Here is a 25,153-nt window from a genome sequence, read left to right as displayed (position 1 = left end):
TTTCAGATAGCCGCCGAAAGGCGGCTTTCACATTTCTAAGACCCCTTTCGGCAACTGCACATTAAGGAGTCTTTATGAACGCAACCACCATCCTCACCGGCGACCGCCCAACCGGCCCGCTGCACCTCGGCCACTTCGTCGGATCGCTGCGCCAGCGCGTGGCGCTGCAGCAGACGCACAGCCAGTTTGTGCTGATTGCCGACCTGCAGGGCCTGACCGACAACGGCAGCAACCCGCAAAAAATTCGCGACAACATCCCCGAAGTGCTGGCCGACTACCTCGCCGCCGGCATCGACCCGAGCCTGACCACGATCTGCCTGCAGTCCGCCCTGCCCGCCCTCGCCGAGCTGACGATGCTGTATATGAACATCGTCACCGTCGCCCGCGTGGAGCGTAACCCGACGGTGAAAAACGAGATTGCGCAGAAGGGCTTTGCCCGCTCGCTGCCGGTCGGATTTATGGCCTACCCCATCAGCCAGGCGGCGGACATCACCGCGTTTAAGGCCGAGTGCGTGCCCGTCGGCGACGACCAGCTGCCGATGATTGAGCAGACCAACGAGATTGTGCACAAGATGAACAGCCTGCTGCCCGCCCCGGTGCTGCGCCACTGCAAGGCGATGCTGAGCGACACCAGCCGCCTGCCCGGCATCGACGGCAGCGCCAAGATGTCGAAATCGCTGGGCAACACGCTGCACCTTTCTGCCAGCGAAGAGACGATCCACCGGGCGGTCAGCGCCATGTACACCGATCCGAACCACCTGAAGGTGAGCGACCCGGGGCAGATTGAGGGGAACGTGGTGTTTACGTACCTCGACGCGTTTCATCCGGACAAGGAGAAAGTGGCGGCGATGAAGGCGCATTATCAGGCAGGCGGGCTTGGGGACCGGGTATGTAAGAACGAGCTGGAGGGGTGTTTGCAAGAGCTGATTGGGCCGATGCGGGAGCGGAGGGCGATGTATATGCGTGACAGGGGAGAGCTGATGGCGATGCTGAAGCGTGGGACCGAGCGGGCGCAGGGGGTGACGCAGGCGACGTTGAGGGAGGTGAAGGTTGGGCTGGGGGTGCCGGTGTTTTGAAAGCGGCTTAAATAATAATCCCGGCGCAGGACCGGGATATTTATCAGGCGTTACGCTTAATTACCGGAATATCGCCGGTGTCATTTAATGCTCCCGGAAATGTTTTTAACCATTGTGCGACTTTCTGTTTATTGATATTCACCACGCTCATACCTTCCAGGCATCCCCATAATTCTCTTGTATGTTGTGGCGTAATCACAATGCAGTCTTTCATGGCGCGGATTTTTACCGGCATGCCGTTGATAAAGCCTGCGCGGGTTAACCACTCGCCGCCCAGAAGAAGGTATTTCATGTCTATGCGTGCATACAGTTCGCAGCAGGCTGCACTGTCCTGCGGCGTTTCCGCGCGGGGGTGAACGGGTGCCGCGTTGGGCTGGTTGCCGTGAAGACGGCGGGCACTGTTTTTGCGTACCAGCTCGCGGTTTTCAATCATGCCGGTGAAAGCGTCTGATTCTGTTTTGCAAACAGTAAACTCTGGCTTAAAATTCGTCGCAGCCATTTTCAACTCCTTGTAAGTTGTTTGTGGTTAGCGGTATGGGGGTGTTGCAGCACCTTCATATCGCGAATTCTTCTTTAAATTCTCTTTGATACTTCCTTTGCCGGTTGGCGTAATTTCTGGTGCTTATTATACAGGGCTGAATATAAATACAGCGGTTTTGGGTGGAGGAAATTCGAAATTTGCGAGGGGGATTCAGGAAATGAAATCAGACGAGTTAAGATCAGATTCTAACGCAACATTTTGGTTTTAAATTATGGATAGCTTTTCGAGAGGAGAAAGTACATCGAACCACTCTTTTCGTTTAGAGCTGCTGAAGGATGTTTTTTTTCTTCTCCGAGTCCAATTTCGGCCAAAGACGGACTAAAGAGGCAAGTTCATCATCTTCTGTGTAGAAGTATGCTACAGGCACTTCAAGAACTTTAGCGAGATGCCGGACGACTTCTATGCTTGCCTGGTGAACCCCTTTCTCGTAGCGGTTGATACGTGCGCTCGCTGCAAACTCATCTATGCCAGCCAAAATACCCAGGCTTTTTTGCGATAACGCCATGTCTAAGCGCACCTCTTTGAGGCGTCGACTGAAGAGCTGATTGTGGGGATTAGATGTTTTCATAACTACGATAATCGTAGTTAATGTCCAAGGAAGATACTACGTTTTACGTAGTGTAAACACTAAATTGATTTTTACGTAAGGATTTCACAAATTCTCGAGCGCTATCGCAAAACTACGTAAAACGTAGTTTTTTTTGATTTCAAAGAAGCTACGAATAACGTAGTGTCTGGTACAGTCATCTTTTCCAAAGGGGGATATGAAGAATGGTTTGGTACAAAGCATGTGTTTTAGCGGCTCTCAAAAGGAAGGAGGTTTCGCTCGCCACCTTAGATATTTGCTCCTACACAACGATTACCCCTCTGGGGAGAGCGTGGCAGAAAGTAAACTTCTTCCATGCCAGAGCAATTGGTATCAATCCAGAGCTCATACGGCCACGTTGTTACTCCAAATCTTTGGCTCAAGGTTTACATTCAATAAGAATCAAGCACAGCAAAGAGTTACGTTAAATCATACGTAAATCTTTAACAATTCGTGTTTTAACATCATAAAAATTTCGTACTCAGAAATTTTTTACGTAAAATGTAACGTAATTGCGTCTTTAAAACAGGGACTAGAACATGGCTAACTTTGATGCAGATTATTGCTACTCTTTCCCCGCAGTGAGGGGCGTCCAGGCTGGACGGCCATTCTACATTGCCACTTGCCCTATGCGCATCATCCCTAAGATCTTTAGCTTTGATGAGTCAGACGTTCCACCTGAGCTGCGTGCTCAGCGTATTCTGAACAAATCACGCATTCCCGAAATGGTTCGTTATTTACTTGAAAACCCAAAAGATTACGTTTTCTCTGCATTGACGGCATCCATTGCTGTCGATGTACAGTTTGATGAGTTCGAAAACTCTAACAACCTCGGAACGCTTCGCGTACCAATGGATGCTCAAATTCTTATCAATGATGGTCAACATCGCCGTAAGGCTATCGAGGATGCCCTTTCTGAGCGTCCCGAATTAGGGCAGGACAATATCCCCGTATTGTTCTTCGTTGATGAAGGTTTAAGGCGTAGCCAGCAGATGTTTGCTGATCTGAATAAATACGCCATCCGCCCCAGCCCATCACTATCCGCGCTTTACGATCATCGCGACGTAAGCTCGAACCTTGCTCGCTATCTTGCGATGTCTATCGAGCCCTTTATTGGTCTTACTGAACTTGAGAAATCCAGTATCAGTTTGCTTTCCAATAAACTGTTCACACTAAGCAGCATTAAACAGGCAACACGCGCCCTGCTTGGTAAAGACCCTAAAGTAGGCAGCATTGAGGACAATACGCATATCGCTACGTTATACTGGCAGGCTATTTTCAAAGTCATGCCAGACTGGCAGCTTGCTGCGCGCAAAGAAGTATCTCCAGCGCAGCTCCGCCAGGATTATGTGCATGCCCACGGTATCGGTTTGCAGGCTTTGGGCCTTATGGGCCGTTCACTACTGGTTGAAGAACCTGAGCACTGGCAGGAAAAACTGACAAAGCTAAAATCCTTTGACTGGCGTAAAAGCAATCCTGAGATGATTAAGCGCGCAATGCAGCATGGCAAATTAAGCAAAACCGGCACCGCCATTCAGCTAACGTGCAACGCTTTAAAAATTGCGCTGTCTCTCCCCCTTTCTCCTGAAGAACAAGAGCTTGAAGCTCAAATGGTTGTATCATGAGTACATTAACTCAGGCCTATGATCTGGCCGACTATGAAGATTTCATAAACGAAGAGCAATTTGCTGGGCGTACTCTCGCTGATTTTGTCTCGGAAGTTCAGCGCGTTTATTGCGCGGATAAACGCCCTTGGGTGATTGGCTACAGTGGCGGTAAAGACTCGTCAGCAGTTATTACTCTTGTTTATCTGGCGTTGATGGGCCTTCCGCCGGAGATGCGTACGAAGGATGTGTTTGTCGTTTCCTCTGACACGCTCGTAGAGACGCCGGTTGTAGTAGATCTCATCAAAAAAACGATGCTCCAGATTGAAGCAGGCGCTAAGCGCGACGGCTTACCGATCACACAACATGCTGTAACCCCAAAAACCAACGAGACATTCTGGGTAAACCTGCTTGGTAAAGGCTATCCAGCGCCTACCCGTAGTTTCCGCTGGTGTACAGAACGCATGAAAATCAACCCGGTAAGTGACTTTATCAAAGATAAAGTCAGCCAGTTTGATGAAGTGATAGTTGTCCTCGGCTCACGGAGTAGCGAGAGTGCCTCCCGTGCGCAGGTCATCGCAAAGCACAAAATTGATGGCTCGCGCCTGGCCCGGCATACCACGCTGGCAAATGCGTTTATCTATACCCCTATTGATACCTGGGATGTAGAAGACGTCTGGAAACTGCTGCGCGGCGCCTTCCGCTATGCTCCTGATGATATCGACGAATGGGAAAGCCCGTGGGGTGGAAATAACCGTCCTCTGTGGACGCTGTATATGGACTCTTCCGCACAGGGTGAGTGTCCCCTGGTGATCGACGAAAGTACCCCTTCTTGTGGAAACTCTCGCTTTGGCTGCTGGACCTGTACCGTAGTAACCAAAGATAAAGCGATGGAAAGTCTGATCAAAAATGGCGAAGAGTGGATGTCGCCATTGCTGAAATATCGTGATCTGCTGGCGTTTACCACCGATCCTGTGAATAAAGACACCTTTCGCAACTATAAACGCCGCACCGGTAAGGTGAGCTATCAGTACGCTAAAGACGGCGAAGATCGCAGTGCAGAGCGCAAGCATGTTCCTGGCCCCTACTGGCTCAAATACCGCCAGCAGTGGTTAAAAGACTTATTGGAAATTGAGCGTGATTTAAACGCCCAAGGTCACATGATTACGTTAATTACCCAGCCAGAGCTACACGCTATCCGCCAGGAGTGGTTAAAAGATCCTAATGAGCCAGACTGGCACGACACTTTGCCGGGTATTTACCGCGAGGTATATCAGCAGGATCTTAACTGGGTGGTTGACGATCAATCTCGCTTTGATGCCAGCGATGCTGATTTGCTGATACAGATAACGCAAGGGTTCGACGTAGTACCTGAAATGGTAATGAAACTGATTGAGCTGGAAACCTCGATGGAAGGGTTAAGTCGTCGTCAGGGTATTTTTGACAAGCTTGGCACAATTTTGAAGCAGGACTGGGGCAGCCTGGAAGAGATCCAGCAGCAACAGGCAACGCTGCAAAAACGCAACGATCGGGATATTCATCAGGACGAGGTGGATAAGCTAGAAGCTGAACTCCAGACTTTACAGCGCAGAATTATCGATGCGGGCGAATCGTCTGTGCTTATCGATGAGGAAAATGAACGTGCTCATTAAGCAACTAGTATTACATAATTTTCGCGTATTTTGCGGCACACACACTATCGATCTGGCGCCTAGAAAGCGTCCGCATGAAGTAAACCCTCGCCCGATTATTCTATTTGGTGGTTTAAATGGTGCAGGGAAAACATCTATTTTGTCGGCAATTCGACTGGCACTGTATGGGCGTTTAGCGTTTGGCTCGGCAATGCAGCAGCAGGAGTATGTTGAACAACTCGGAGCGCTGGTGCACAACGGGACGTATACAGCAGAGCGTCCGGATGAGGCCGCAGTAGAACTGACCTTTACCTACAACCAAAACGGCCATGAGACTGAATTCACCGTCACGCGTAGCTGGAAGAAAGGAAAGAAAGATCGTCTCTCTTTGCAGCAGGATGGACAACCGCGTAGTGAACTCAGTTATGACCAGTGCCAAGGGTTTTTGAATGAATTAATTCCTCACGGTGTTGCCGATCTTTTCTTTTTTGATGGAGAGAAGATTGCAGAGTTGGCGGAAGATGAATCCGGCAATATTCTGCGTACAGCGGTGCGTCGTTTGTTGGGACTGGATCTGATCGCCAGACTGCAAAATGATCTGATGATTTTTGTCAAACGTCAGCAAACCGCGCAGTTGGGTGGCTCACAACAACTGCAGGTCGAAGCGCTTGAGACAAAGATTAAAACGCTCGCCGGTCAGGCAGAGAAATTGCTGGAAGAGGCCGATTTCGTCAACTCGCGGATTGAATTTTTATCCCAGGACATTATTCGCCATGAGGGATTGTTAAATGCGCAGGGCGGCGCATTTGCCCAGACCAAAGCACAGGAAAAACAGAAAGTTGAAACGCTGTTAAAAGAAAAAGAGCGTCTGGAAAAAGCGTTACGACAGGAATGCGATGGATCGTTGCCCTATGCCTTAGCGCCTAATATGTTGTCGCGGTTGCTGGAAAAAATTGCCAATGAAGCACAGATCAAGCAGGCGAAAATTTTTGAGACGGAATTAAATCAATTTTTAACGCAACTCAAAAATGATATCGCGTTCCGTTCCAGCAGCGAGAGTAGTACCAGAGCCATTGCTACCGAAGCGATTACTAATAATTTGGACGCATATATGGCAGCCAAACCAAAAGGTGATTTGCTGTTTGATATTTCTGAACGTGAAGCCGGTATGCTGCAGCAATCAATTGAGCAGGACAGCAAAAAAGCTTGGCAGCGTTTTGATATGTACCGCCATCAATTAGCGGATATTGAACAACAACTGGAGCAGGCCGCTGCTAACATTGCTCGCGCCCCAGAAGATGAACAGTTAATGGATCTCTTTGCGGCATTACGCGATCTCGATCATAAGCGTGAAAAACAGCGGCAAAAATATCGCTCGTTGCTGGAAGAGGCTAAACGGACGAAACAGCAGCAACTGGACTGTGTTCGTCAGGTACAGAAAGCGCATGACATCACCCGTAGCCAATATGGTTTGAGCAGCGCATTCAAAAATGCGCAGGAGACCATTAACCTGCTCGATTACTACAGTGATGTGTTAACACAGGCTCGAGTGAAAAAGTTATCTGCTAACTTTGAAATAGCCTACCACAAACTTGCTCGTAAAGAGGATTTACAGCTTAATGCGCACATAAATCCACAGACATTTGATGTTGAACTGGTGGATGAAAAGGGTTCGGTGATTAATCGTAAGTTGCTTTCTGCGGGTGAAAAGCAGATTTATGCGATTGCTATTCTTGAGGCGCTGGCAAAAACCTCTGGCCGTGATTTCCCGGTGATTATTGATACTCCGTTAGGACGTCTGGATTCTCAGCACCGGGATAAGTTGATTAATCATTATTTTCCAGAGGCCAGCCATCAGGTTGTGATGCTATCCACCGATACTGAAGTGGACGAGCGTTATTTCGTCGATCGACTGCGTGATGATATTTCTCATGCTTATGAGATTGTATTTAATGCGCATACCAAATCATCTGCACTGAAACCTGGCTATTTCTGGGAATTAACAAAGGAGGCTGTCTGATGCTCCCGAATCGAATGGTGCTTAATCGTCAGACTGAAGACCAGCTCAAAAAGTTAAAAGGATATACTGGGATTACGCCCAATGTCGCTGCTCGACTGGCATTTTTCCGCTCGGTGGAGAGTGAGTTTCGTTATTCGCCTGAGCGAGATAGTAAGAAGCTGGATGGTTCGCTAGTGCTGGATAAAATTACGTGGCTTGGGGAAACACTACAAGCTACGGAGCTGGTATTAAAGATGCTTTATCCGCAGATCACACAGAAGGATATGATTAAGGCTTGGGCGGCGCATGTTGAGGATGGGATTGCTGCTTTGAGAAATTATAAAAGCATAAAAGATATAGCGCTTGCGTTAAAAATTTAAATATATTGACAGTCATTGTACACATTTACAATGACTGTCGTATTTTTCTTTACTTCAGGATACGAATATATTCTTGTAACTCGTCTGGATCCTTTATTTCAAGTTCTACAATGTCAATAACACCTGAAGCAAGCAACAAAATGTTCTTTAGCCTAACCCTTAGTTTCGTTTGAACACCAAAAAATGAATCATTGAAATTAACCTTAGCACAGCGAGCAGCCATGCTCGGAGTAAATTCAATATTTTTATTCAAAATTACCCTTAAGAAATCAAATGCTGCATGCACTCCCAATGTTTTATTAAAAACTTTATATTCACCTAAATATTTGCTTACAATCAAGAAAAAATCATTAATTATATTGTAGATGGTTTTGTCTTGATTTTTTATATAAAGCTCTCTTAATGGCGCATTGCTTTTAACTTCAGAAAGCATAGATCTGTTACGTCCATCACCTATTTTTTTAGTATGAAGTAATTCTCTATCTGACTTAGGATTATTTGTGATCAACGATAGAATCCCATCTATTACTGACGCCATTGATATAGATGTTGATGATGATGAGTTTTCAACACCAAGTTTAATTTTCCCTTTAAAAGGAGAATCTACATCCTTTTCTAAAACCCTAGCAAAATAGACTGCTAAAGTTTCCGGCGACCAAGTTTCGGGTTCCCCCTGCTCTATATCAAATTGAAATAAATTGTAAGCTAAGTTTTTATCAACTCTTTTTTGATTGATATTTATATTCGTAAATATTCGAGCATGATATGCTAAAGGCAGGTCCAGATAAACCGAGCATAAGAGCTCCATATTTTTCGCTTTAGAGTTTTCAAAACCGAATACTCTATGCTGACCATCAATTATTGAGGCCAGTTTCTTAGATGACGGAATAACTATATTATAAAAATCATTTCCAATGTTTTCTACATACCATCTTTCTTCAGGATTTGTTTCAAGCCCACCATCTTCGAGATAGTTAACTCCCAGAATAATAGAATTTGGGAAACTTGCATCAACTGTTTCTGTATAGGCCCGGATTTCCTCCAATCGTTTTGGAGTTCTTTTACGTTGATTACCTACCAGTTTATTAATCACCCCACCTAAATAACCAGGGGATGCCTCATCTTCATCATCCAATATTTCAGCTTTAATTGTATAACTAACTTCCAATAGAGTTTCTGCACTTATTGACGTAACATAAAACTCACCTAGTGGCTGTACTATTTTCAATGCAGGCAAGCGCAAAGGATAATTATTCATCGTTATTCCTTATCTTTTATCAAGTCTTTTCTGGCACTTTCAAAACCTACTGGGGAGGCAGGGGAAGGAGGATCATCATGATCAAATTTCTCATCATTAACATTTGCCAACAAAAAAAGGAGCAATGTTAAAAATGCTCCAATATTCAGAGAAATTGAATTACCATGTTTTATATCATAATATCCAAGCCCACAAAAAAATAATGCTATAGCTCCGATTAACAGCCCCAATGATTTCAAATACTTGCTAATAGACGAACTTAGCATAACCTCTATAGCTAAGGTGCCCAATATTGCAAAGGAATAAGTAAATACATTTTGACTTTCCATAAAAACAGGATTCGGATCATCTGAAGAGAAGTATGGTAACCAAATACCAACACCACCAATGAAAATGACACCAATAAAAAAATAAACTAAAAACGCAGGGCTTTTTATAGCATTGCATAAACGAGATGAAAACTCGTCCAAAACGTCCCCCCAAGGATTAGGCCTCTTTTTTATCATTATTCAATCCCCTTTGTATGCAATTCATATTGCAATTCCCAAAATGCCTTGTCACGCATCTTCTTAACCTTTTTATCTCCATCAACATACAGGCTAAAATGCTTCTCAAGCTGCCGAATCTGCCCCATCAAAGACTCCTGCTCACCTTTATCATCAACGTTAAATACCGCCTTGATATCCGCATTTCTAATTTCAGAAACACGGTGGATTACCCACGTTAAAATATAGGAGGCATAATTATTTTCTCCGGTCTTAAAGTGAGTGATCTCCTGCGTTGACAGGATCGCACCAACACCATACTCACGGCCTTCTTTAAGGATCTTACGCAGGCTGGAAAAATCCTGACGCATAAAGTTATCGGCTTCGTCCACCAGAATCATTTTGGTGAGCTGACGATAATCCCCCCGCACCACCGGTTTACCGCGCTTTTGCATCTGAGCGTAAAACAGATCCAGCGTAAGTGCGACTACCAGGTTTTGTACTTCTGGCGGGTAACCAGCCAGTTCGATCACGGTGACGCCGTCAATCAATTCGTACAAGCTGGTCATCTTCTCCGGGATAGTCTCGAATATCTTGTAACGCGCCAGTTTAGAAAGTGCTGCGTAAAGCGAATCTTCTTCAACCTTCTCCTGATCGAGGAAGCGCTGCCATACATCTTCAATCGTCGGCGCTGTTCTTGACCATGTTGTCGGATCTTCCGGCGAAATACCTGCCGCTTCGTAGCATTCTAAAATTAGATTTTCTAATTTGAGCTGCTGCTTATGTCCCAGCCCATAAGCTTTCGCCATCGTTTCCGATAGTCCACCAGCAGTATGGATTGGTAGCATTGGCGTATCGCCAAACAGTGATAAGGGGTTGTAAGGCAGTTTAAATAACTTGTACTTTTTGGCACCCGTTGCACCAAGAAAAGCCTCATCCACATAGTCTGATTTGTAGTCGAAGATCAGCAAACCGATAGGTTTACCATCAACGTTACAGGACTGATTACGCATCAACTGTGTGACCAGCGATTTAGTAAACTGGGTTTTACCGGTGCCCATCGTTCCAATAATGCCGGTATTGGTATTCATGAACTTCGCGGTGTTGGTTGGCTCCCAATGTAACGGGCTCTGACGCGCAGCATCATGACCAAACAGGATCTGTAATGGAGCATCGCTAATATCAGAAGTCGCCACCGGCACAGTAGGCTGTAACGACTCCGGTTCCGAAATGGGCCATGCAGTAGCCGGCGTTGTGACTTCTACCACGACTTTGGATTGTGACGGAGTGGCATCACTCTCTGGCTTAAGACGATATTTTTCCGGCACCCGATAACGTTCTGCCAGCGGTGGTTCATTCCCCTGCGCAGAAATTAGCGAAGGCAGCAGTGAATAAGGGATTTCGATCTGTAAGATATTATCCGCTGCCTCTTTATAGGAGAGATCGAAGCAGGTTGCGCTATCCACATGCGCCACGACGAAGCCGTCCGCATAGTCGGTCAACTCACCTAACTGATAGTCGCCCGTTAACCACCATTCGCGTCGATCCAACAAGGGAGACAGTTTGTTGCTGTCCAGCACCCCGTACAGACGTAGTTTCTCCACCTGCATCAACACCTGACGTATAAAGAGCGCGCGATATAGCTGTGATGCCAGCGTTTGTGGTTCCAGAATATCCTGCTGTAAATAACGTTTCAGCTCACGAGCCTGTTGACCCGCATAGCTGTAGTCAGGTCGCGCCCCGGTTTTAACTTCCAGAGGCAACAGATAGAGGCGGTCTTCTTTGAATCCCACGAAGAGCACATCATCAGAGATCGCACCTTTACGATAACCCTGTAAATTTCTTGATAAATCACTCTCTTTCATTTTCAGCCCGACATTGCCGGACACGCGGATCATTTCGGCTACTGATAACGGAATCCAGCAAATATCGGACTGGTGCAACATAGATTGCACAAATTTGTACGCACCTATAATGCCATGCTTCTCTTTACGCTCTCTTTCACTGGAACGCAGCATTTTCAGCAGCCATTCACCGTTAAAGGCATTAAATTCAGCCAACAGATGCTGACTATCAACAGCAGGTTGCCCTGACTGGCTTCCGGTCTGGAGCAACCGCAGGAACAAATCAACCTGCTTCGTGACGGTGACGGCATCGTAGCCTGCGCAACTGGTGTACTGGTCAGAATAGTGGATAAGCACCACATCTTTCTGACTGGTGAAAAAGTCGAGGGTGACTTTAGGATCAATGATGGTGGTCCAGAGCGCGCTATTGTAAGAGTAATTGAGTAGCTGTTTAAAATTGCCACTCACGGCCAGGCCGATCCCTTGTCCATGATACTGGCTGTTGCTTTGACGTGCGGGTTGCCACAGACAGCCGATTAGTCGGGCAAGACGCAGGGTGCTGTAGGGCTCAGTATCCACATCACGCAGTCCAAACGCGGTAAAGTAAGCATCCCCCTGCGTTTCGGCACCTTCCCCAGCGATCAACCCATGACACAATACCCCGCTGGACGCATCTTCAATGCGGATCTGGCGGCAATCCACAGGTGCTGTATTGGTGAAAAATGCCAGATGTGCATAGGCCAGCTTGTCGCTTTCTGACGGCAGAACAAATTTGCTGAACGTTAACCTGCTACGCAGCAGGTCAATCAGCATATCGGCTTCCGCCCGCCATACGCCGCTGTTCAGATCGAGATCGTTTTTAAGCTGCTCATAGCTACCACTTTCGGCAAAGTGATCGAACATATTGGGTAGCAAACGTTCATCGTAGCAGTTCACATGAACCGAAATAGCGCGCTCTTTTTCTTGCTTAAAATATTCTACTAATCCTAGAAACAGTTCTTTGGCATTCCCTTGATTAATGGCATTGATAATCAACGCACTGTTTTCAGCGCTCTGGAACAACCGGGCATAAGCGTCTGTGAACTCATTGAGTTTGTCTTTTACCAAACGTTTAACGTAGTCATGGCTGACCTGCCGCTGAGGAACCGCATCAATCCAGAAGCGGTTTTCCTCCACCGGCTGTAGTTGCGCATATTCATGCTCACTGTGGTAAACAAACGGCATTAACCCGGAAACCATCAAGCGATCAAGAGTGATCGGCGGTAGTGTGGCAAATGAAGCCGAATCGTTCTGTTCCGACTCCGCAACGATAGTTTCTGCCAGTTGAAGATGGTAGGCCAGCACTAATGGGTGCAGTGGTGAGAGACGCTCATGGCTATCATTGCGGCAAATCCCCAGATGCAGAAGACGTTTCTCGTGCGCTGTCAGCGCTCTGCTCAGGCCGATTTGCTGGAGTGAATGTTCAAACGTAGTAACAATGTAGCTGACCAGCGTGCGATATTCCGCTGACCACGACACCAGACTCGGTAGGGTGTTACGACGATGATAGTAGGCAAATAACTGCTCATAGGCGTTATAGAGCTCGGGGTAGCAGGTAAGAAGTTCATCCAGCGCAAACTCACTATCGTCACTTCCCTTACCCAGCAGACGTTGTTCAATTAATGAGGCTTCCAGTATCAACAACTGCTGGCGTACACCGACGACCTTGTGTTCAGTATTATCGAGTATGATGCGCCCTTTTAATCGGTTCCAGGTTGCATTGCCCTCTTCTTTGAACAATTTATTGAAACGACTTTGGTCAAAAAACAACGGCAACGTTAGCCCTTCTTCTGCTCCCGGCCCCTCGATGTTAAACGACAGACGGGAATCACCGGACACGAGCGCAAACTGAACCAGGTCACTTTTATTTGCCAGCGTCTCAAAATTCACATGAGCATAATGCTGGCAGTCGATATCTTCACTCTCGTCATCCAACGTACAGATCAAGTTGCCAGACTCGGCAATACGCAGCGTGTTATCTTCCAGTTGCAGGGTTATTTGATCTTTACCTGGCTCAACGCGGTAGCAGTGCTGAATATCGTTTAGCCAGAATTGTCCCTGCTCGACCAACAACAGGCGAAATTTATACTCTTCGGCTGAATTATTGCGGTTGGTCAGTTCGAGACTAAAGAAGCAGGGATGCCCATCAAAAGGCACCGACGCCATAATGCGGGAAGTCTTGCCGCCAGCCCGACTGGTGCGCCAGAAAGGTGCATTCTTTAACTGACGATTATGGGCAATCTTTATCTGGTTATCCTGAAGATCATTACCCTGAAAACTGAACTCCAGCTCAGCCTTTGATTGCCCTGGCTGCACCTGCACTAACAGGCTGATATCACGTTTGCCTGCCTTACTGGCGCTTTTTGCCCGTTGCCAAACCTCGCCATTTTCGACGGAGACGTTCTCCAGCACCAGTTTTTGTTCACTATTCTGTTCTTTCTCTTTCCTGTAGTCGGAGAAATCGAGCTCACGCCAGTCATCTTTATCGTAAAAATGCTCCTGAATGAATTTTGAACTAAACTCAGGTAGTACATTCTCCAGCTGTCCACTGTAGCGTTCAATACTATCTTCTATCTGGCGATATAATTTCCGGTTTTCATTCAGTCGGGTGCGTAGCTGCTTCTGGCTATAGTTCAGTAGTTCATCATCTTTAAACAGATGAAGCTCAGAGAAATCCAGATTGCCATCATCCAGCAAGCGATACAGCGACGAGAAACCAAATACGGTCGCTCCTTCATCCAGTACCGTCGCCAGTTGATCCTCCAGCAAACAACGGGACAATTCCGAACGGTTACTACCAGTGGTAATAAGCTTTTCCAGTTGATGACTGAAAGTTTGTGGGTACCAGATAGCATCCGGTGCCGCTACGTCTTTTGTGCTGTTAATCAGGGTATCGAGCATACTGTTGTGAATAATCAACAGCGCTGTTTGGGCAAAAATGCCGCTGCGCCCTGCAACTTCATCGCGCAAATGAGAAATGTAGTTTTCTGTGAATGCTGGAGCCTCGGCTCCGTGCAGTACAGGAATAAGCTGAACACCATTGCAGGGGAGGCAATCAATATATTGCCCTGGCGCAATTTCCAACTGATTGCCGTCCGCCAGAGAGACGAATGCTTCCCAGAGTTTTAGGGCATTATCTGGATCGGGAGATTTGAACTGGTAGCGCTCGCCGGGCTGAATGATGCCACCTACCCATTCAATAAAGGTTTCTGCCAGATAGGTTTCATACTGTTTTACGGACATAAACGGCGTCTCCACTATCACTCATTCGCTCTACATTTCCCATGCGTTCATAAAACGCCACCAGCGTTTGCGCCGACTGGTTGTCCAAATAAAAACCGCGCTGTTCAAAACCACGCAGCAGTTCATGCAGGCGGAGTTTGTCATTTATGCCCACAGTGAGATTAGTCAGTAACAGAAGACGATCCTGATTCAGCACCAGCACTTTCCCTGCCCGACCACGGACCTGAATGAAGTCAGTGCAAATCTGGCTTTCCAGCTCCTTAATGTAGTTCTTATTTATATCCGCGCGGTTAGTTTTTTTATCCTGGAATTGCTCTATGGCAACGGATAATAGCTGTTTGAAAGCACTTTCCAGGTTTGTTGCGCGGTCACGAGCAGGAAGATCTCGTTCTTCCTTACTGATAAATTTCTGTATGTAATCATTAATATCATCTAACACCTGATTTGGGGGACCTGAATAATTCAAACAATCCTGATATACCTGCCAGAGAGGGCGTTTTTTCTCTCCTTTTACCTGCAACACCTCCAGCGCGGAAAGTATCGGGAACAGTTTTTCGCTCTGGCTGGCGAACAGCTTATAGCCATAACGTTTCACCTTTTCCCGTTCGGAGCTGGCTTTTTCGCTATCAAGAATAAAAAACAGTGATTTGCTTTGTGGTTCGCCGTCCTGCCAGCTGTCCAGATTGAGCGCCAGTTGAGCGCACCAGCTAAAGGCGTACAAACGTAGGGTGTTGGTCAATTCTTGTAAAAGGTATTGTGGGTGCTCCGCCAAAAATGCCAGATCGGACTGAAAACACGTTACCATATACGGAAGATACGGTTGCTCTTCGGCAAACGGTCCTTTCCCCAACAGCTTTATTTTTTCATTGAGCTTATTCAGCATTTGCTGCTCGATGAAGTTCAGTCTGTCCTGTATGGGATAACGAAGGCTGAAATCTCCCATCAAATGGGCAAACAGCGTGCCAAGTCGTTTATCTGCCGTTGAACCAGCACTTATTTTTTCACCATTAAACTGGGCGTGGAACAGTAAAAAAAGTGGGGAGACACGGAAAATATCCTGACTGGAAAAATACATCCGCTCCAGCACGGACCAGAATTCAGGCTCATCAAGCAGCTCCTGCAGATGTGTTTTACAATCTTCACGGAATTGTTCGGGATCGTAAGCTTCGATTTTGCGTTTCAGGGCGTAGCTAAGGACCAGACCGGTGACGAATTGCCAGCTAATATCGTTATTTTTATTGCGCACAGGCAGGTAACTATCCAGTTGATTGTTACCCACTTTTAACTCGTTTGCGATAGGGTACATTCTGCTAACCCTCCATACCGCTAATAGTGATCATATCGTCATCCGCCTTTGCACGATAAACCCTTTGTCTGCCATCATAAAATTTGATTTCGCTGCTGGATTTAGCCTGCTCCGCGATCAACTCAACAATTTCATCCAGTAACACGATGGCATTTTTATCGTATTTATTCGGACGATAGCCATTATTCAACTTGTACAATAATTCGAACAAATTAAGCCCGATATGGATATGCGGCAGTGGATTTCGCCCCACCTTTAAATAGACATCGAAGCCAGTTGAATGAGCCGTATGTTTATTACGGATTGCATCCCAATCAGGCTTCACCTCTACCGGTGCGGTTATTTTTACCCCACCAAACTCACCCAAGAAGAACTCTTCTTTTTGCATACTTAATTCAGGTGCTTTGCGGTTAGCATAGCGCTGAATACCCGCGATAAGCTCAAAAGCATAGAAGCGATTAAGTGATCTTTTTTGCTCCGGATCTGCTGTGTAATTTCTATGCAAATGCCAGATTTCTGAGTAACGTTCAAGCAACGATTCGTTAAAGAACGCGGAAAATCTCCGATGATAATCATTACCCAACGACTCGTGCTGCAACAGCCAGAAAAGCCGGATCAAGGAGGTTGCGTCACCGGGCTTAACGCTCTGACGATCAAACTTAATGTGCAACGGCTCAAGTGCGGCTAAAAAATTATCGAGATCAGCATCACCCAGTCCCAGTTCATAGCGCAAAACAAACTGATCAAGTTCATAGGTATGAAATCTGGCGGGATCAAAATCAGAAACTTTTTTAATCAGATCATTTTCTGCACCGATGAAGAGGTTATCAAATAAGTAGCCAGGCCCCATCACCAGATGATGCAGAAAGTCCAGCAGCGTTCGGGTTGTGACAAACTGGTCTTTAATCAACCGCGCTTTAAAGAGCTGCGTAATTAATACATTCTGCACGCCTGGCATGCAAAGCAATTTAAAGTTTGCGACCTCTTTTAGATCCGGATGAATTGACTCATCGCGCCGAAAAATAAACTGAAATAAATTATTATCATCATCACGAGTTAAATTATATAATAAAGTCTTAATAAATGATGAATATTGTTTATTTTCGTCAAACTGGAATTTAGGGTAATGTTCAAAATCAAAAAAAGAACAATTCTCGTTACGGTAAGGACGGCTTGCATCCTGCTGCCCTGATAAAAATGAGTCAATTGCAGACCGGATCACCCTGTGGCATTCAGCGCCTTCTCGGGCAAAGTTAGCGAGCATTCCGGTGTTGATGCCAATGAGCAATGCAGATGACTGCTGATGATGATTAGCAAATAATTCATTCAAAGCATCAATGGCTGATTGTCGAGGTGCAAAGCTATGGGTGGCATCCAGATGGAAAATAAATCTCCGCTGATAACGCGGATCTGACTGACAGCGGGTTAAAATTTCGGACTTTCCATCCCCGCTACTGCCGCACAAAAAAATGATTTCACCGGGTTTAGCAACATCCAGATAGCGTTGTAATTCGGTTTCAATTTCTTGTTTAACAAAGAGTTGTTCCTTTAACTGATCGAACTCATCCTTCTGACGGTGTGTCACGGTGGTGACGGAAAACGAAGATGACTTCGCAAGTACACCCAACGCTTTACGTAATGTGATTGCGCTCATGAGTTCATGTTCTCTAAAGTAAGAATTCACCTATTGTATAAAAGCTAACCCATGATATCTATAGGCTCTTAGACACAATCATTACGTATGCTTTCAACATCGTATCTTTACCTATCCGTACAAGGTTACCAATGATACCAAACACATCCAGAGACGGCGGGTCAAACCCAAAATCATCAACTAGCCTCCAAAGTCAGGCTAATTGAGCTGGTTGATTAGTTGTACCTTCGTTAAACATATACTCTAAATATGACCCCGATTTAACTTCGCATAGACAAACGGCGTAATCCCCTTCTCCCGGATCGACGCCATTTGCTAGTAGTTTACCAGCTTCATTACGGCGAGTTCTGGCATCCGCCAGTGTAATTTCAGGATAAACCCCAAGTGCCAGCATCTTTTGCTTGCCGTCAAAACGGTACTGCAAACGCCAGTACTTAGAACCATTAGGGTGGACAAGAAGATGCATACCACTGCCATCAGTCAGCTTGTATTGCTATCCGTTGGCTTGGCTGTTCTGACTTTGATATCTGTTAGAGCAATGCTTATCTCCTCCCTGTTGGTACAAGCATTATCGAACCTGAAATACCATCATCTGTACCAACACCTGTTAGTACATGTAGGTTGAAGCCGGTTGACCTTGGGAGAGTTAATATAGCGGGGATGATGGGTAAATACTGGATTTCAGACACAAAAAAAGCCGCCCTTAAGCGACTTTCATTTGCATCTTTTGGTGCCGAAGGCCGGACTCGAACCGGCACGTATTTCTACGGTCGCTCGCTTGTCTGGCAAGCTCCTGTAATGCTTTGAATCAAATGCAAAAACAGGGAAAGACTTCGACATTTCACACTATTCAAAATCAAGTGCAAAAGCCCTGACAAAATAGCCGGGGTGAACATGATTTACAAGAGAGATCGTTACTTAGTTTTAGATCCTTGCGGAAACTATCTGGTGAGGATTGCCATACCAAAGTACATGCGCCATCTGTTCGGAGGGCGGCACAACTATGTGAAGAGCACAGGCACACGCGATGTGCGCGAAGCCCGTCTCTTTCGTGATGCGGTTGCTCTGGAGTGGTTTAAGATTCGTAACCTGATAAAGCCGCAGCGTGATCGAGGCTCGAAGGTAGAGCAAATCCTTAATGAGCTACGTCAGGTTGGTACGTATGCACATGAAGCGCCGGAGCCATTAAGCGCCCCTGTAATGAGTTGCCCTTCCCTCTTGAGGATGCGGGATCAGTACATTCTCCAGTTCAGCGAGAAGCGCAAGCTCACCACACTATCGAAGACAAACAAAGCCGTAGAAGTTTTCTTAGAACATCTGAAAAAGCGTGACGTTCAGCTTCGTGACATTAACCGAACCACTGTTACAGGCTGGCTTGATAAGCTCAAGACGGAAAAAGCACCCCAGACGATACAAAACTACGTCAGCGCACTGGCGCAGATCTGGGATCTGGCTCGTAACAGATATCACGATGCACCACAGGAAAACATCTGGCGAGGTCATGCACTGGAAGCCAAAAGTAGCAAGGTGAGTTATGAAGTGTTTGAACCTGGCGAACTGGCGAAAGTGTTCGCAGAAATGGCAGATGATGAAGAGATGCAGAACGTAACACTGATCGGGATGTATAGCGGGATGAGATTGAATGAGATCTGTTCTTTACGTACAGCCAACATCCGAGAGATTGAGGGGGTGTTATGTTTCGAAGTAACTGAGGGAAAGACAAAATCAGCCGTCCGCATTGTTCCCGTGCATAGCCTTATCACTCCTTTAGTGTTGTCTCTACGTGAGAAGCCCTACAACGGCTTTTTATTCTATCGTGCGTCAATCACTGACCGTGCAGACGGGAAGCGCTCTACGTGGCATTCACAGCGTTTTACGAGGGCTAAACGCAAGGCTTTAGGCGAAGCGGGATCAGAGTTAAAAGTTTTCCACAGCTTACGCCATCAAGTGGCGCAAATGCTGGACAGGGGCGGCATTGGCAAGGGGAAGTTAAAGCCTGTTCCAGAAGACCGCATTGCCTTGCTACTTGGCCATGATCGCGGGAGTACAGAAAGTTTCAAAACATACAGCAAGAATGCAGCCTCTCCGGTGGAGCTTAGACAATATATCGAGTTGTTACGTTATCCAGAGATTGAGAACCAATAAAAAAGGGGCGCAAGCCCCTTTTTTCTAAAACTCTGTATAGAATGTGTTGGCTTTCAGATTTTTCACATCGGAGTTACAAAAAAATAATACTCATCTTGCTGTACGATTCTTAACAACAACTTCCTTAAGGATGCGATTATTTATTTTCTCTTTCCACAACTTTTGTTTTTCGCTAAGGTTTCTTTTCTTCATCGTATCAACAAGGAAATCATACTCTTTATCGTATAAATACCCTTTATCATTTGCATACTCAATCAATGCCAAGTTTGGATTGGCATGAATATTTTTCTTAATCCTTTTCAACCCTTCAAACAAAGTTCCTGTTGAAATATTAAGAAATCTATTTATACACTGATTACCAACATAGGTTTTATTACCATTTTTCTTATTTTCAATAAAGCAATGCTCTTTAATATCTTGACCGCATGGACAGGAATCCATTTCTTCAGAAACTTCTATCGAATGTAAACTCCACTCTGTTTTAGCAACTTCGAAGTTTTTTGAAACAGATAACGATAAGATATGTTCTTTTAGCCTTTCAAAGTTATGACTTTCCATCAAAAGATCTCCAGAGATAGAAAAAGCGCTACTAATGAGCGCTTTGAGATGTTTTTACTTTTTCCCTTTTTTAGGGGGGATTTTTACAGTTTCCGTAACAGTTGTCCCTGGACGTTTCTTAGCCTCTTCCGGCTTAACAAACTGACCAGTACCCGCATCACGAACTACCTTTTGTTTAGGCATGAAAACACCTCATCTAAAATGAAGGATAGAACTACTTAACCTTTTTAAGAGTAGGTAATAAGCGAAGCGGCGTCAATGAAAAGAACACAATATATACACATAGATCACGAAACATCATACAACATATAGCGAAGTGGTACTTTCTATCATCCCCCAGTCGATGACTGACCGCTACTCACTTGTAGAGTTAAGCTCTGCATAAAGCTTGCCTGACTTGCTTTATCCTGGTATTTGCTAATGTCAGCTTTATTCCATCCAAACTGATTCATAATAGTGTTAACACCACCATCACCACCTCTCCATTTACCACTTTTAGGATCTAAAGATGCGTTTGTAACAGTATTAGCTAAACGTTCACGCACATCCTTCATATTGTCTGTGGCTTTATCCACGTTAGCAGAGTCAACACCGTTTTGTTGCCCCCATGCCACCATAGCTTTGATTACATTCGGATTGGTTCTAACACGTTCACTCATTCTCACCAGTTCGAGGTTTTCATTACCTTTATCAATAATGCGTTGACCAACCCCCATCGAACCAGCGGCTAATACTGCACTCCCTAACATGCCACCCATCATTGGAGAATGGGTTGCTTTAGGAGATCTGAGCTTCTCCGCTGTCGCTGCATACTGTGTACGCTGTGCCTGTGTCACCTTCGCTTGTTGTGCGGCTTCTCTGCGTAATAGGGTTACACGCTCACGAATAGAGGCGTTCATTCGCTGGCTTGTGATGTTACCTTGAGCAAAAGCTTCTGTTTGCTTCTGGATGAAATGCAAGGCCTCATACTGTTGCTTAGCATCAAGCCCGTATTTACCTTTAATCCCAGAGATTTGCAGCCCTGCATGACGAAGTTTAAGCTCAGCGGTTTCCTGGCGTTTCTGAATCTGCTGCTGCGCTCTCAGGTTGGCCCTTTCATCTCTCGCTTTCTGCTTCTCTGCTGCTCGCTGGGCTTTCATTTCCTTTGTATCACGAGGTTTATCATTAAAACGTGCATCATCGGCTTGTTGACGGGCTTTCTGTCTGCGCTGCTTCAGATCCTGGAAGCGAATCTTGGGATCGGCTATTTTCTGAAAGTGCTTTTGAAGGTTATCCGCTGCGGCCTTGGCCTCTGCAATACTTTGCTTGTCCACAACGAAGGTGACTGTATTTTTTAGGGTGCTAACATTCAGATCAAGCATTATTCACCGCCTTTCTTACTCACCAGGTAGTTGAGTGCCTCAGATACACTACGCCCACGGTGTAATAACTGACGCAGATGACCGTGATCTATTTCAAGCACACGACACACCCCCGCCAAGTTCAATAACTCTTCTGCTGTTTCAGCATTTACGGCGAGGTGAAGCCCCGCGCTTTTTAAAATCACTTGCATTATCTTTCCTCATTATTCTGGAAATAAAAAAGGGCGGGAACACTGGGGAGATGTTCCCAACGTTCACACGCCCTATTCAAAAGCCTGATTATTCCAGCGGGTCAGGCTCCCGCTTCACTCATTAAGCTGCTGTGATATGTACAGAGAAGCCCAGCCCATGGTTAACAGGCAGAGAACTGTTCTCTGAAATCACATTAACCACATCGCCGCGTTCGCTCTCGTAACTCCAGCTATACGTTTCTGCTGCCGCTGCATCCAGAAGCTCAAATGAACTTGATGGTGCACCATAGATGTTCTGATAAACCATCGAACCAGTAGCAAACTGTGGAATAGCGATAGCATCAGCATCTCCCATCTGTGCGAGTAGAAGCGGATCAGTGACTTTCACCACATCGACGTTAGAACCTGGAATGCTGAAAGTGCTAATACCTGGCAGGAGATCACGGCGCTGATATACAACGTTGCTTTCATCAAGTGGGCTAACATAGCGGAAAGCCGCTTCCATCGCTGGCGAGAAGCGAAGATTGCTGTAGAAATCACCTTTAGCAAATACAATGATTCGCTCTACCTGTGCAGCCATACCTTGAGCCGCCTCAGTGATTTGGCTCACCATGTCGTCTATAGCACGTAAGGTGCTGCTATCTGTAGCAGTCAGATTAAGTGTGGTGTTCATTGGAGTTACACCGAAAAGAGCACCAAAGTCGATCAGCACATCATCAGTTTTCGGAGTGTGAACAGTACCGGAGAATAGACAACGAGCGAGGTAACTTTCACGAGTACGCATAAACGCTACACTGTGCTTCTGAGTAAATGCAGCATATACATCAGTAAGGGTTTCTTGTACGTCTGTTCCAGGTTTACGCTTGCCCTGAATATCTGCCGGAGTGATCTGATCTTCACGTAGAAAATATGGAAGCTCGATAAGATATTCTTTCCCGTTCTGTCGTGCTGTCACGTTATGCTCGCTGGAGAACCTTGCAGTAGGTTCGTTGTATAGAGAATGGTTATCTTCCACCAGACGGCTAACCGCCACTTTATGAGAAGAAACGCCCACACCATCGAACAGCCCCAGCGAAGCCAGCAGAGAGTTACGTGTTGGATTCAGATTGAATAGTGGACTCAGATCCACGAAGTTTTGACCTAAAATAGCCATGTTATTATTTTCCTTCCTTGATTAACTGGTGAAAAACTCACGCATCTGGAAGCCTTGAGCCGCCAGAGCAGCTACAGCGGCAGCATGTGCGCCATCAGCAGCTTTGAGGTTGTCTGATTTGATACAGACAAGAGAGCCACGCGCCGGAGAGCGTAGGACGTTTACAGCTTTATTAGAGCCAGCAGTGACATATTCAGACACCACGATAAAAGCATCAGCACCAGATTGATAAAGAGCACCGGAGGATGTAATAACATCCCCGCATTCAACATCAGTAGGAAGAGTGGCAAATACCTTGCTTTCCACAGAGGCAAAATGGTCAGTTGAATAACTAACCAGATCTGTTAGAGATTTTCGCTGTGGGAACAGCGTATCAAGTTCAATAATCATTGTTTGGTTGATTTCCTTTCCTGTACTTTACGTGCAATCAAATCCTGAATAGTTGTTTCTTGTTTTTGTGATTCATCAGGAAAATACATATCCATCGCTTTGATCACTTCATCAACCGAACAACCTGCATACTGAGCCACCATCTCAATCATTTGATGATTGACAGTGAGAACATCATTTTTATATTTGAGTACACGCGATTTGTTATTTAATAGAAACATTATCGTTTCCTCGCGTTGCATTAACTTATTTGTTACACTTAAGGCGTAACAGAAAAGGGGCCATTAAGCCCCTGGAGAGTATGCCCTTATTAAAAAGCATTTGTAACTTCATTTCATTAGAATGGATAATGAAGTTAAGAATACTATCTAATAAAAAGAACCCCCGTTTTATTATCTTAGGAGATTTAAAAAGATCGGGGGTACTTTGCATCTGCTACACGTGAAGCCCTTCACGCTGGCGTAACAGATATTCATTACATTATCTATTTAGTTGCACGTTCGTGGGTGCATTAATAGAATACCAGCTAAACCATCCAAAGAATCTCTTTAAATATGTTCAGTCTGACACTACCTATGTTCTAATAGATAGCTGGAAGCTTAAAAAGCTCCCTCTGAAAACGTCTATTCCATATTAAATGGAGATGCGCGGGTGAGTGCATATAATGCCAACACAACAAGGCATTATATCCCGCGCATTCCTTCGGAACTAAACAAAGAAGAAAACAACCAGAAGTTTTCAGGGGAAGCTCTAAAGAGCTAATAGAGAAGAAAGCACGATCTATGGGAATGATGCTCTCGGAGTGCTCACACTATGGGATAGTGTTTACAAGTCGTATTTTCATACGAGGGGGAAGTGATTCGAATACTTACCCTATACTTACATAGTAACATAAAAGTTATGCGCATGTCAAGCATTTTATGCACTCCCAATGAATATTTATTCACGCTGAATCATGCCATAAACCTTGGCAATGTCGAGGCTAAGCTCTCCCAGTTCAGCGGTGATCCACTGGAGGCTGCAAGCCAGCTCTTCAAGGTCATTAGCTACACGCCAGGCTTCTTCTGGTGTGATCGTACTGCCGTCACGCTGCACCAAACGAGCTACAGACGTTTGCAGATGTTCAAGGGCGGTGATTGCCTGTTCAGTGTGTTGCACCGCTTCCAGGAGCGCGGAGGGCGTTCCTGATACATGCGCCTGATTCACTAAAGACAATGTTGGCAAATGCCAATCATCTTCAAAATTCAGAATCATAGTTTCAATGGTGCTGTATGTATTAGTCATGTGTGATTTCCTTATCGTCAAAGAGAATGTCAAAGTCTTGTGTGTGGTGGGATAACCCGTTAGTGCGGATATATTCCCGCCAGTCAATATAGTTTTCTGCGTATAACTGCCACTTCTTAAGGTTCGATGAATCAACACGGTATTCACGGCGGCGGCGTGGTTTATAGAAGACGTTATCCGAAGATGCTAAAACATCCTGCAATAGTTCAAACTCTGATCCGGTTGGCACCGTTGCAGGGTATTCTATTATTTCGGTGATCCACTCCCCAGGGATGGATTCAGTTGCATGTTCTTTCAACTGACGGCTGTATTTACGTTTGCTGGCTTGTGCTGCTTTCTCAATACGCACTAAGTTGTTTCTTTGTCTTGTACTCATTTATCCTCGTAGAGGGAAACTTCCGTGTTTTCTCGTTAATGTCCATACT

22 protein-coding genes and 1 pseudogene are annotated in these 25,153 nt (G+C 45.6%); 6 read left to right on the top strand and 17 right to left on the bottom strand.

Annotated features, from left to right (window positions below):
• Positions 1-74 precede the first annotated feature (74 nt).
• A complete protein-coding gene (gene trpS / locus GVO84_RS02865) occupies positions 75-1,076 on the top strand; it encodes a tryptophan--tRNA ligase (protein WP_159515438.1) in 1,002 nt (333 codons plus the stop codon).
• Between the two features lie 43 nt (positions 1,077-1,119).
• Here trpS and GVO84_RS02860 read toward each other — a convergent pair whose 3' ends face one another.
• Both GVO84_RS02860 and GVO84_RS02855 read right to left on the bottom strand, forming a co-directional pair.
• Positions 1,120-1,575 (bottom strand): SymE family type I addiction module toxin, encoded by a 456-nt coding sequence (locus GVO84_RS02860; RefSeq protein WP_095429133.1) that lies wholly within the window; start codon positions 1,573-1,575, stop codon positions 1,120-1,122.
• A gap of 301 nt (positions 1,576-1,876) precedes the next feature.
• Positions 1,877-2,185, bottom strand: a complete 309-nt coding sequence (locus tag GVO84_RS02855) for a helix-turn-helix domain-containing protein (protein ID WP_063152437.1) — start codon at positions 2,183-2,185, stop codon at positions 1,877-1,879.
• Positions 2,186-2,742: 557 nt separating this feature from the next.
• Here GVO84_RS02855 and dndB point away from each other — a divergent pair.
• From dndB to dndE, 4 genes are read left to right on the top strand one after another with little or no spacing between them, the layout of a single operon-like run.
• Positions 2,743-3,828 carry a DNA sulfur modification protein DndB gene (gene dndB, locus GVO84_RS02850; protein WP_159515437.1) on the top strand — a complete coding sequence of 362 codons (1,086 nt, stop codon included), beginning with the start codon at positions 2,743-2,745 and terminating at the stop codon, positions 3,826-3,828.
• The gene (gene dndC, locus GVO84_RS02845) at positions 3,825-5,459 is read left to right on the top strand and encodes a DNA phosphorothioation system sulfurtransferase DndC (protein WP_159515436.1); all 1,635 of its coding nucleotides are present in this window, start codon (positions 3,825-3,827) and stop codon (positions 5,457-5,459) included. Before dndB ends, dndC begins: the two co-directional genes overlap by 4 nt.
• Positions 5,449-7,458 (top strand): DNA sulfur modification protein DndD, encoded by a 2,010-nt coding sequence (dndD, locus tag GVO84_RS02840; protein ID WP_159515703.1) that lies wholly within the window; start codon positions 5,449-5,451, stop codon positions 7,456-7,458. The genes dndC and dndD overlap by 11 nt, the downstream gene beginning before the upstream one ends.
• Positions 7,458-7,817 carry a DNA sulfur modification protein DndE gene (dndE, locus tag GVO84_RS02835; RefSeq protein WP_159515435.1) on the top strand — a complete coding sequence of 120 codons (360 nt, stop codon included), beginning with the start codon at positions 7,458-7,460 and terminating at the stop codon, positions 7,815-7,817. Before dndD ends, dndE begins: the two co-directional genes overlap by 1 nt.
• A 49-nt stretch (positions 7,818-7,866) precedes the next feature.
• On the opposite strand, the gene GVO84_RS02830 is transcribed toward dndE, so the two are convergent.
• From GVO84_RS02830 to GVO84_RS02805, 6 genes and pseudogenes are all read right to left on the bottom strand, one after another.
• Positions 7,867-9,075, bottom strand: coding sequence for a DGQHR domain-containing protein (locus GVO84_RS02830; protein WP_159515434.1), 1,209 nt, complete (start codon positions 9,073-9,075; stop codon positions 7,867-7,869).
• Between the two features lie 2 nt (positions 9,076-9,077).
• The gene (locus tag GVO84_RS02825; RefSeq protein WP_159515433.1) at positions 9,078-9,581 is read right to left on the bottom strand and encodes a hypothetical protein; all 504 of its coding nucleotides are present in this window, start codon (positions 9,579-9,581) and stop codon (positions 9,078-9,080) included.
• Positions 9,581-14,686 (bottom strand): DNA phosphorothioation-dependent restriction protein DptH, encoded by a 5,106-nt coding sequence (gene dptH / locus GVO84_RS02820; RefSeq protein WP_159515432.1) that lies wholly within the window; start codon positions 14,684-14,686, stop codon positions 9,581-9,583. The genes GVO84_RS02825 and dptH overlap by 1 nt, the downstream gene beginning before the upstream one ends.
• Positions 14,667-15,992: a DNA phosphorothioation-dependent restriction protein DptG gene (gene dptG, locus GVO84_RS02815; RefSeq protein WP_159515431.1), complete on the bottom strand. Its 1,326-nt coding sequence runs from the start codon at positions 15,990-15,992 to the stop codon at positions 14,667-14,669. The genes dptH and dptG overlap by 20 nt, the downstream gene beginning before the upstream one ends.
• Before the next feature lie 4 nt (positions 15,993-15,996).
• On the bottom strand, positions 15,997-17,646 hold the full coding sequence (gene dptF / locus GVO84_RS02810; RefSeq protein ID WP_159515430.1) for a DNA phosphorothioation-dependent restriction protein DptF: 1,650 nt from the start codon (positions 17,644-17,646) through the stop codon (positions 15,997-15,999).
• Between the two features lie 292 nt (positions 17,647-17,938).
• Positions 17,939-18,186, bottom strand: a pseudogene (locus tag GVO84_RS02805) (Arm DNA-binding domain-containing protein); the annotation flags it as partial.
• Positions 18,187-18,540: 354 nt separating this feature from the next.
• Here GVO84_RS02805 and GVO84_RS02800 point away from each other — a divergent pair.
• Entirely contained in the window at positions 18,541-19,791 is a 1,251-nt protein-coding gene (locus GVO84_RS02800) for a site-specific integrase (protein WP_047646536.1), read from the top strand.
• A gap of 90 nt (positions 19,792-19,881) precedes the next feature.
• Here the strand turns inward: GVO84_RS02800 and GVO84_RS02795 are convergent, their stop codons facing one another.
• The 9 genes from GVO84_RS02795 to GVO84_RS02755 form a co-directional block, all read right to left on the bottom strand.
• Positions 19,882-20,349 carry a hypothetical protein gene (locus GVO84_RS02795; protein WP_047646535.1) on the bottom strand — a complete coding sequence of 156 codons (468 nt, stop codon included), beginning with the start codon at positions 20,347-20,349 and terminating at the stop codon, positions 19,882-19,884.
• A 54-nt stretch (positions 20,350-20,403) separates the two neighbouring features.
• Entirely contained in the window at positions 20,404-20,532 is a 129-nt protein-coding gene (locus GVO84_RS02790) for a hypothetical protein (protein ID WP_023294885.1), read from the bottom strand.
• A 146-nt stretch (positions 20,533-20,678) separates the two neighbouring features.
• Positions 20,679-21,710: a hypothetical protein gene (locus tag GVO84_RS02785; protein ID WP_159515429.1), complete on the bottom strand. Its 1,032-nt coding sequence runs from the start codon at positions 21,708-21,710 to the stop codon at positions 20,679-20,681.
• Positions 21,710-21,901 (bottom strand): hypothetical protein, encoded by a 192-nt coding sequence (locus GVO84_RS02780; RefSeq protein ID WP_025203992.1) that lies wholly within the window; start codon positions 21,899-21,901, stop codon positions 21,710-21,712. The genes GVO84_RS02785 and GVO84_RS02780 overlap by 1 nt, the downstream gene beginning before the upstream one ends.
• Positions 21,902-22,022: 121 nt before the next feature.
• Entirely contained in the window at positions 22,023-23,054 is a 1,032-nt protein-coding gene (locus GVO84_RS02775; protein ID WP_025203991.1) for a major capsid protein, read from the bottom strand.
• A 21-nt stretch (positions 23,055-23,075) separates the two neighbouring features.
• The gene (locus GVO84_RS02770) at positions 23,076-23,444 is read right to left on the bottom strand and encodes a hypothetical protein (protein ID WP_025203990.1); all 369 of its coding nucleotides are present in this window, start codon (positions 23,442-23,444) and stop codon (positions 23,076-23,078) included.
• Positions 23,441-23,665 carry a hypothetical protein gene (locus GVO84_RS02765; protein WP_025203989.1) on the bottom strand — a complete coding sequence of 75 codons (225 nt, stop codon included), beginning with the start codon at positions 23,663-23,665 and terminating at the stop codon, positions 23,441-23,443. The genes GVO84_RS02770 and GVO84_RS02765 overlap by 4 nt, the downstream gene beginning before the upstream one ends.
• Positions 23,666-24,383: 718 nt before the next feature.
• Positions 24,384-24,728 carry a hypothetical protein gene (locus GVO84_RS02760; protein ID WP_159515428.1) on the bottom strand — a complete coding sequence of 115 codons (345 nt, stop codon included), beginning with the start codon at positions 24,726-24,728 and terminating at the stop codon, positions 24,384-24,386.
• Entirely contained in the window at positions 24,721-25,104 is a 384-nt protein-coding gene (locus GVO84_RS02755) for a hypothetical protein (protein WP_159515427.1), read from the bottom strand. The genes GVO84_RS02760 and GVO84_RS02755 overlap by 8 nt, the downstream gene beginning before the upstream one ends.
• Positions 25,105-25,153 lie beyond the last annotated feature (49 nt).

The organism is Enterobacter sp. SM3 (assembly GCF_009811935.2).
Lineage (GTDB): Bacteria > Pseudomonadota > Gammaproteobacteria > Enterobacterales > Enterobacteriaceae > Enterobacter > Enterobacter asburiae_D.
Note: the sequence above shows the minus strand (reverse complement) of the source record. Positions and strands in the feature narration are given on the sequence as shown.

What these genes read in the sequence shown, in the direction of transcription:
- GVO84_RS02760 (WP_159515428.1), bottom strand. Translation starts at nt 24,728, where the DNA reads ATGACTAATACATACAGCACCATTGAAACTATGATTCTGAATTTTGAA.
- GVO84_RS02785 (WP_159515429.1), bottom strand. Translation starts at nt 21,710, where the DNA reads ATGCTTGATCTGAATGTTAGCACCCTAAAAAATACAGTCACCTTCGTT.
- GVO84_RS02755 (WP_159515427.1), bottom strand. Translation starts at nt 25,104, where the DNA reads ATGAGTACAAGACAAAGAAACAACTTAGTGCGTATTGAGAAAGCAGCA.
- dndE (WP_159515435.1), top strand. Translation starts at nt 7,458, where the DNA reads ATGCTCCCGAATCGAATGGTGCTTAATCGTCAGACTGAAGACCAGCTC.
- dptH (WP_159515432.1), bottom strand. Translation starts at nt 14,686, where the DNA reads ATGTCCGTAAAACAGTATGAAACCTATCTGGCAGAAACCTTTATTGAA.
- GVO84_RS02825 (WP_159515433.1), bottom strand. Translation starts at nt 9,581, where the DNA reads ATGATAAAAAAGAGGCCTAATCCTTGGGGGGACGTTTTGGACGAGTTT.
- dndC (WP_159515436.1), top strand. Translation starts at nt 3,825, where the DNA reads ATGAGTACATTAACTCAGGCCTATGATCTGGCCGACTATGAAGATTTC.
- GVO84_RS02855 (WP_063152437.1), bottom strand. Translation starts at nt 2,185, where the DNA reads ATGAAAACATCTAATCCCCACAATCAGCTCTTCAGTCGACGCCTCAAA.
- GVO84_RS02765 (WP_025203989.1), bottom strand. Translation starts at nt 23,665, where the DNA reads ATGTTTCTATTAAATAACAAATCGCGTGTACTCAAATATAAAAATGAT.
- GVO84_RS02790 (WP_023294885.1), bottom strand. Translation starts at nt 20,532, where the DNA reads ATGCCTAAACAAAAGGTAGTTCGTGATGCGGGTACTGGTCAGTTTGTT.
- trpS (WP_159515438.1), top strand. Translation starts at nt 75, where the DNA reads ATGAACGCAACCACCATCCTCACCGGCGACCGCCCAACCGGCCCGCTG.
- dptF (WP_159515430.1), bottom strand. Translation starts at nt 17,646, where the DNA reads ATGAGCGCAATCACATTACGTAAAGCGTTGGGTGTACTTGCGAAGTCA.
- GVO84_RS02780 (WP_025203992.1), bottom strand. Translation starts at nt 21,901, where the DNA reads ATGCAAGTGATTTTAAAAAGCGCGGGGCTTCACCTCGCCGTAAATGCT.
- GVO84_RS02795 (WP_047646535.1), bottom strand. Translation starts at nt 20,349, where the DNA reads ATGGAAAGTCATAACTTTGAAAGGCTAAAAGAACATATCTTATCGTTA.
- GVO84_RS02775 (WP_025203991.1), bottom strand. Translation starts at nt 23,054, where the DNA reads ATGGCTATTTTAGGTCAAAACTTCGTGGATCTGAGTCCACTATTCAAT.
- GVO84_RS02800 (WP_047646536.1), top strand. Translation starts at nt 18,541, where the DNA reads ATGATTTACAAGAGAGATCGTTACTTAGTTTTAGATCCTTGCGGAAAC.
- GVO84_RS02770 (WP_025203990.1), bottom strand. Translation starts at nt 23,444, where the DNA reads ATGATTATTGAACTTGATACGCTGTTCCCACAGCGAAAATCTCTAACA.
- GVO84_RS02860 (WP_095429133.1), bottom strand. Translation starts at nt 1,575, where the DNA reads ATGGCTGCGACGAATTTTAAGCCAGAGTTTACTGTTTGCAAAACAGAA.
- GVO84_RS02830 (WP_159515434.1), bottom strand. Translation starts at nt 9,075, where the DNA reads ATGAATAATTATCCTTTGCGCTTGCCTGCATTGAAAATAGTACAGCCA.
- dndB (WP_159515437.1), top strand. Translation starts at nt 2,743, where the DNA reads ATGGCTAACTTTGATGCAGATTATTGCTACTCTTTCCCCGCAGTGAGG.
- dptG (WP_159515431.1), bottom strand. Translation starts at nt 15,992, where the DNA reads ATGTACCCTATCGCAAACGAGTTAAAAGTGGGTAACAATCAACTGGAT.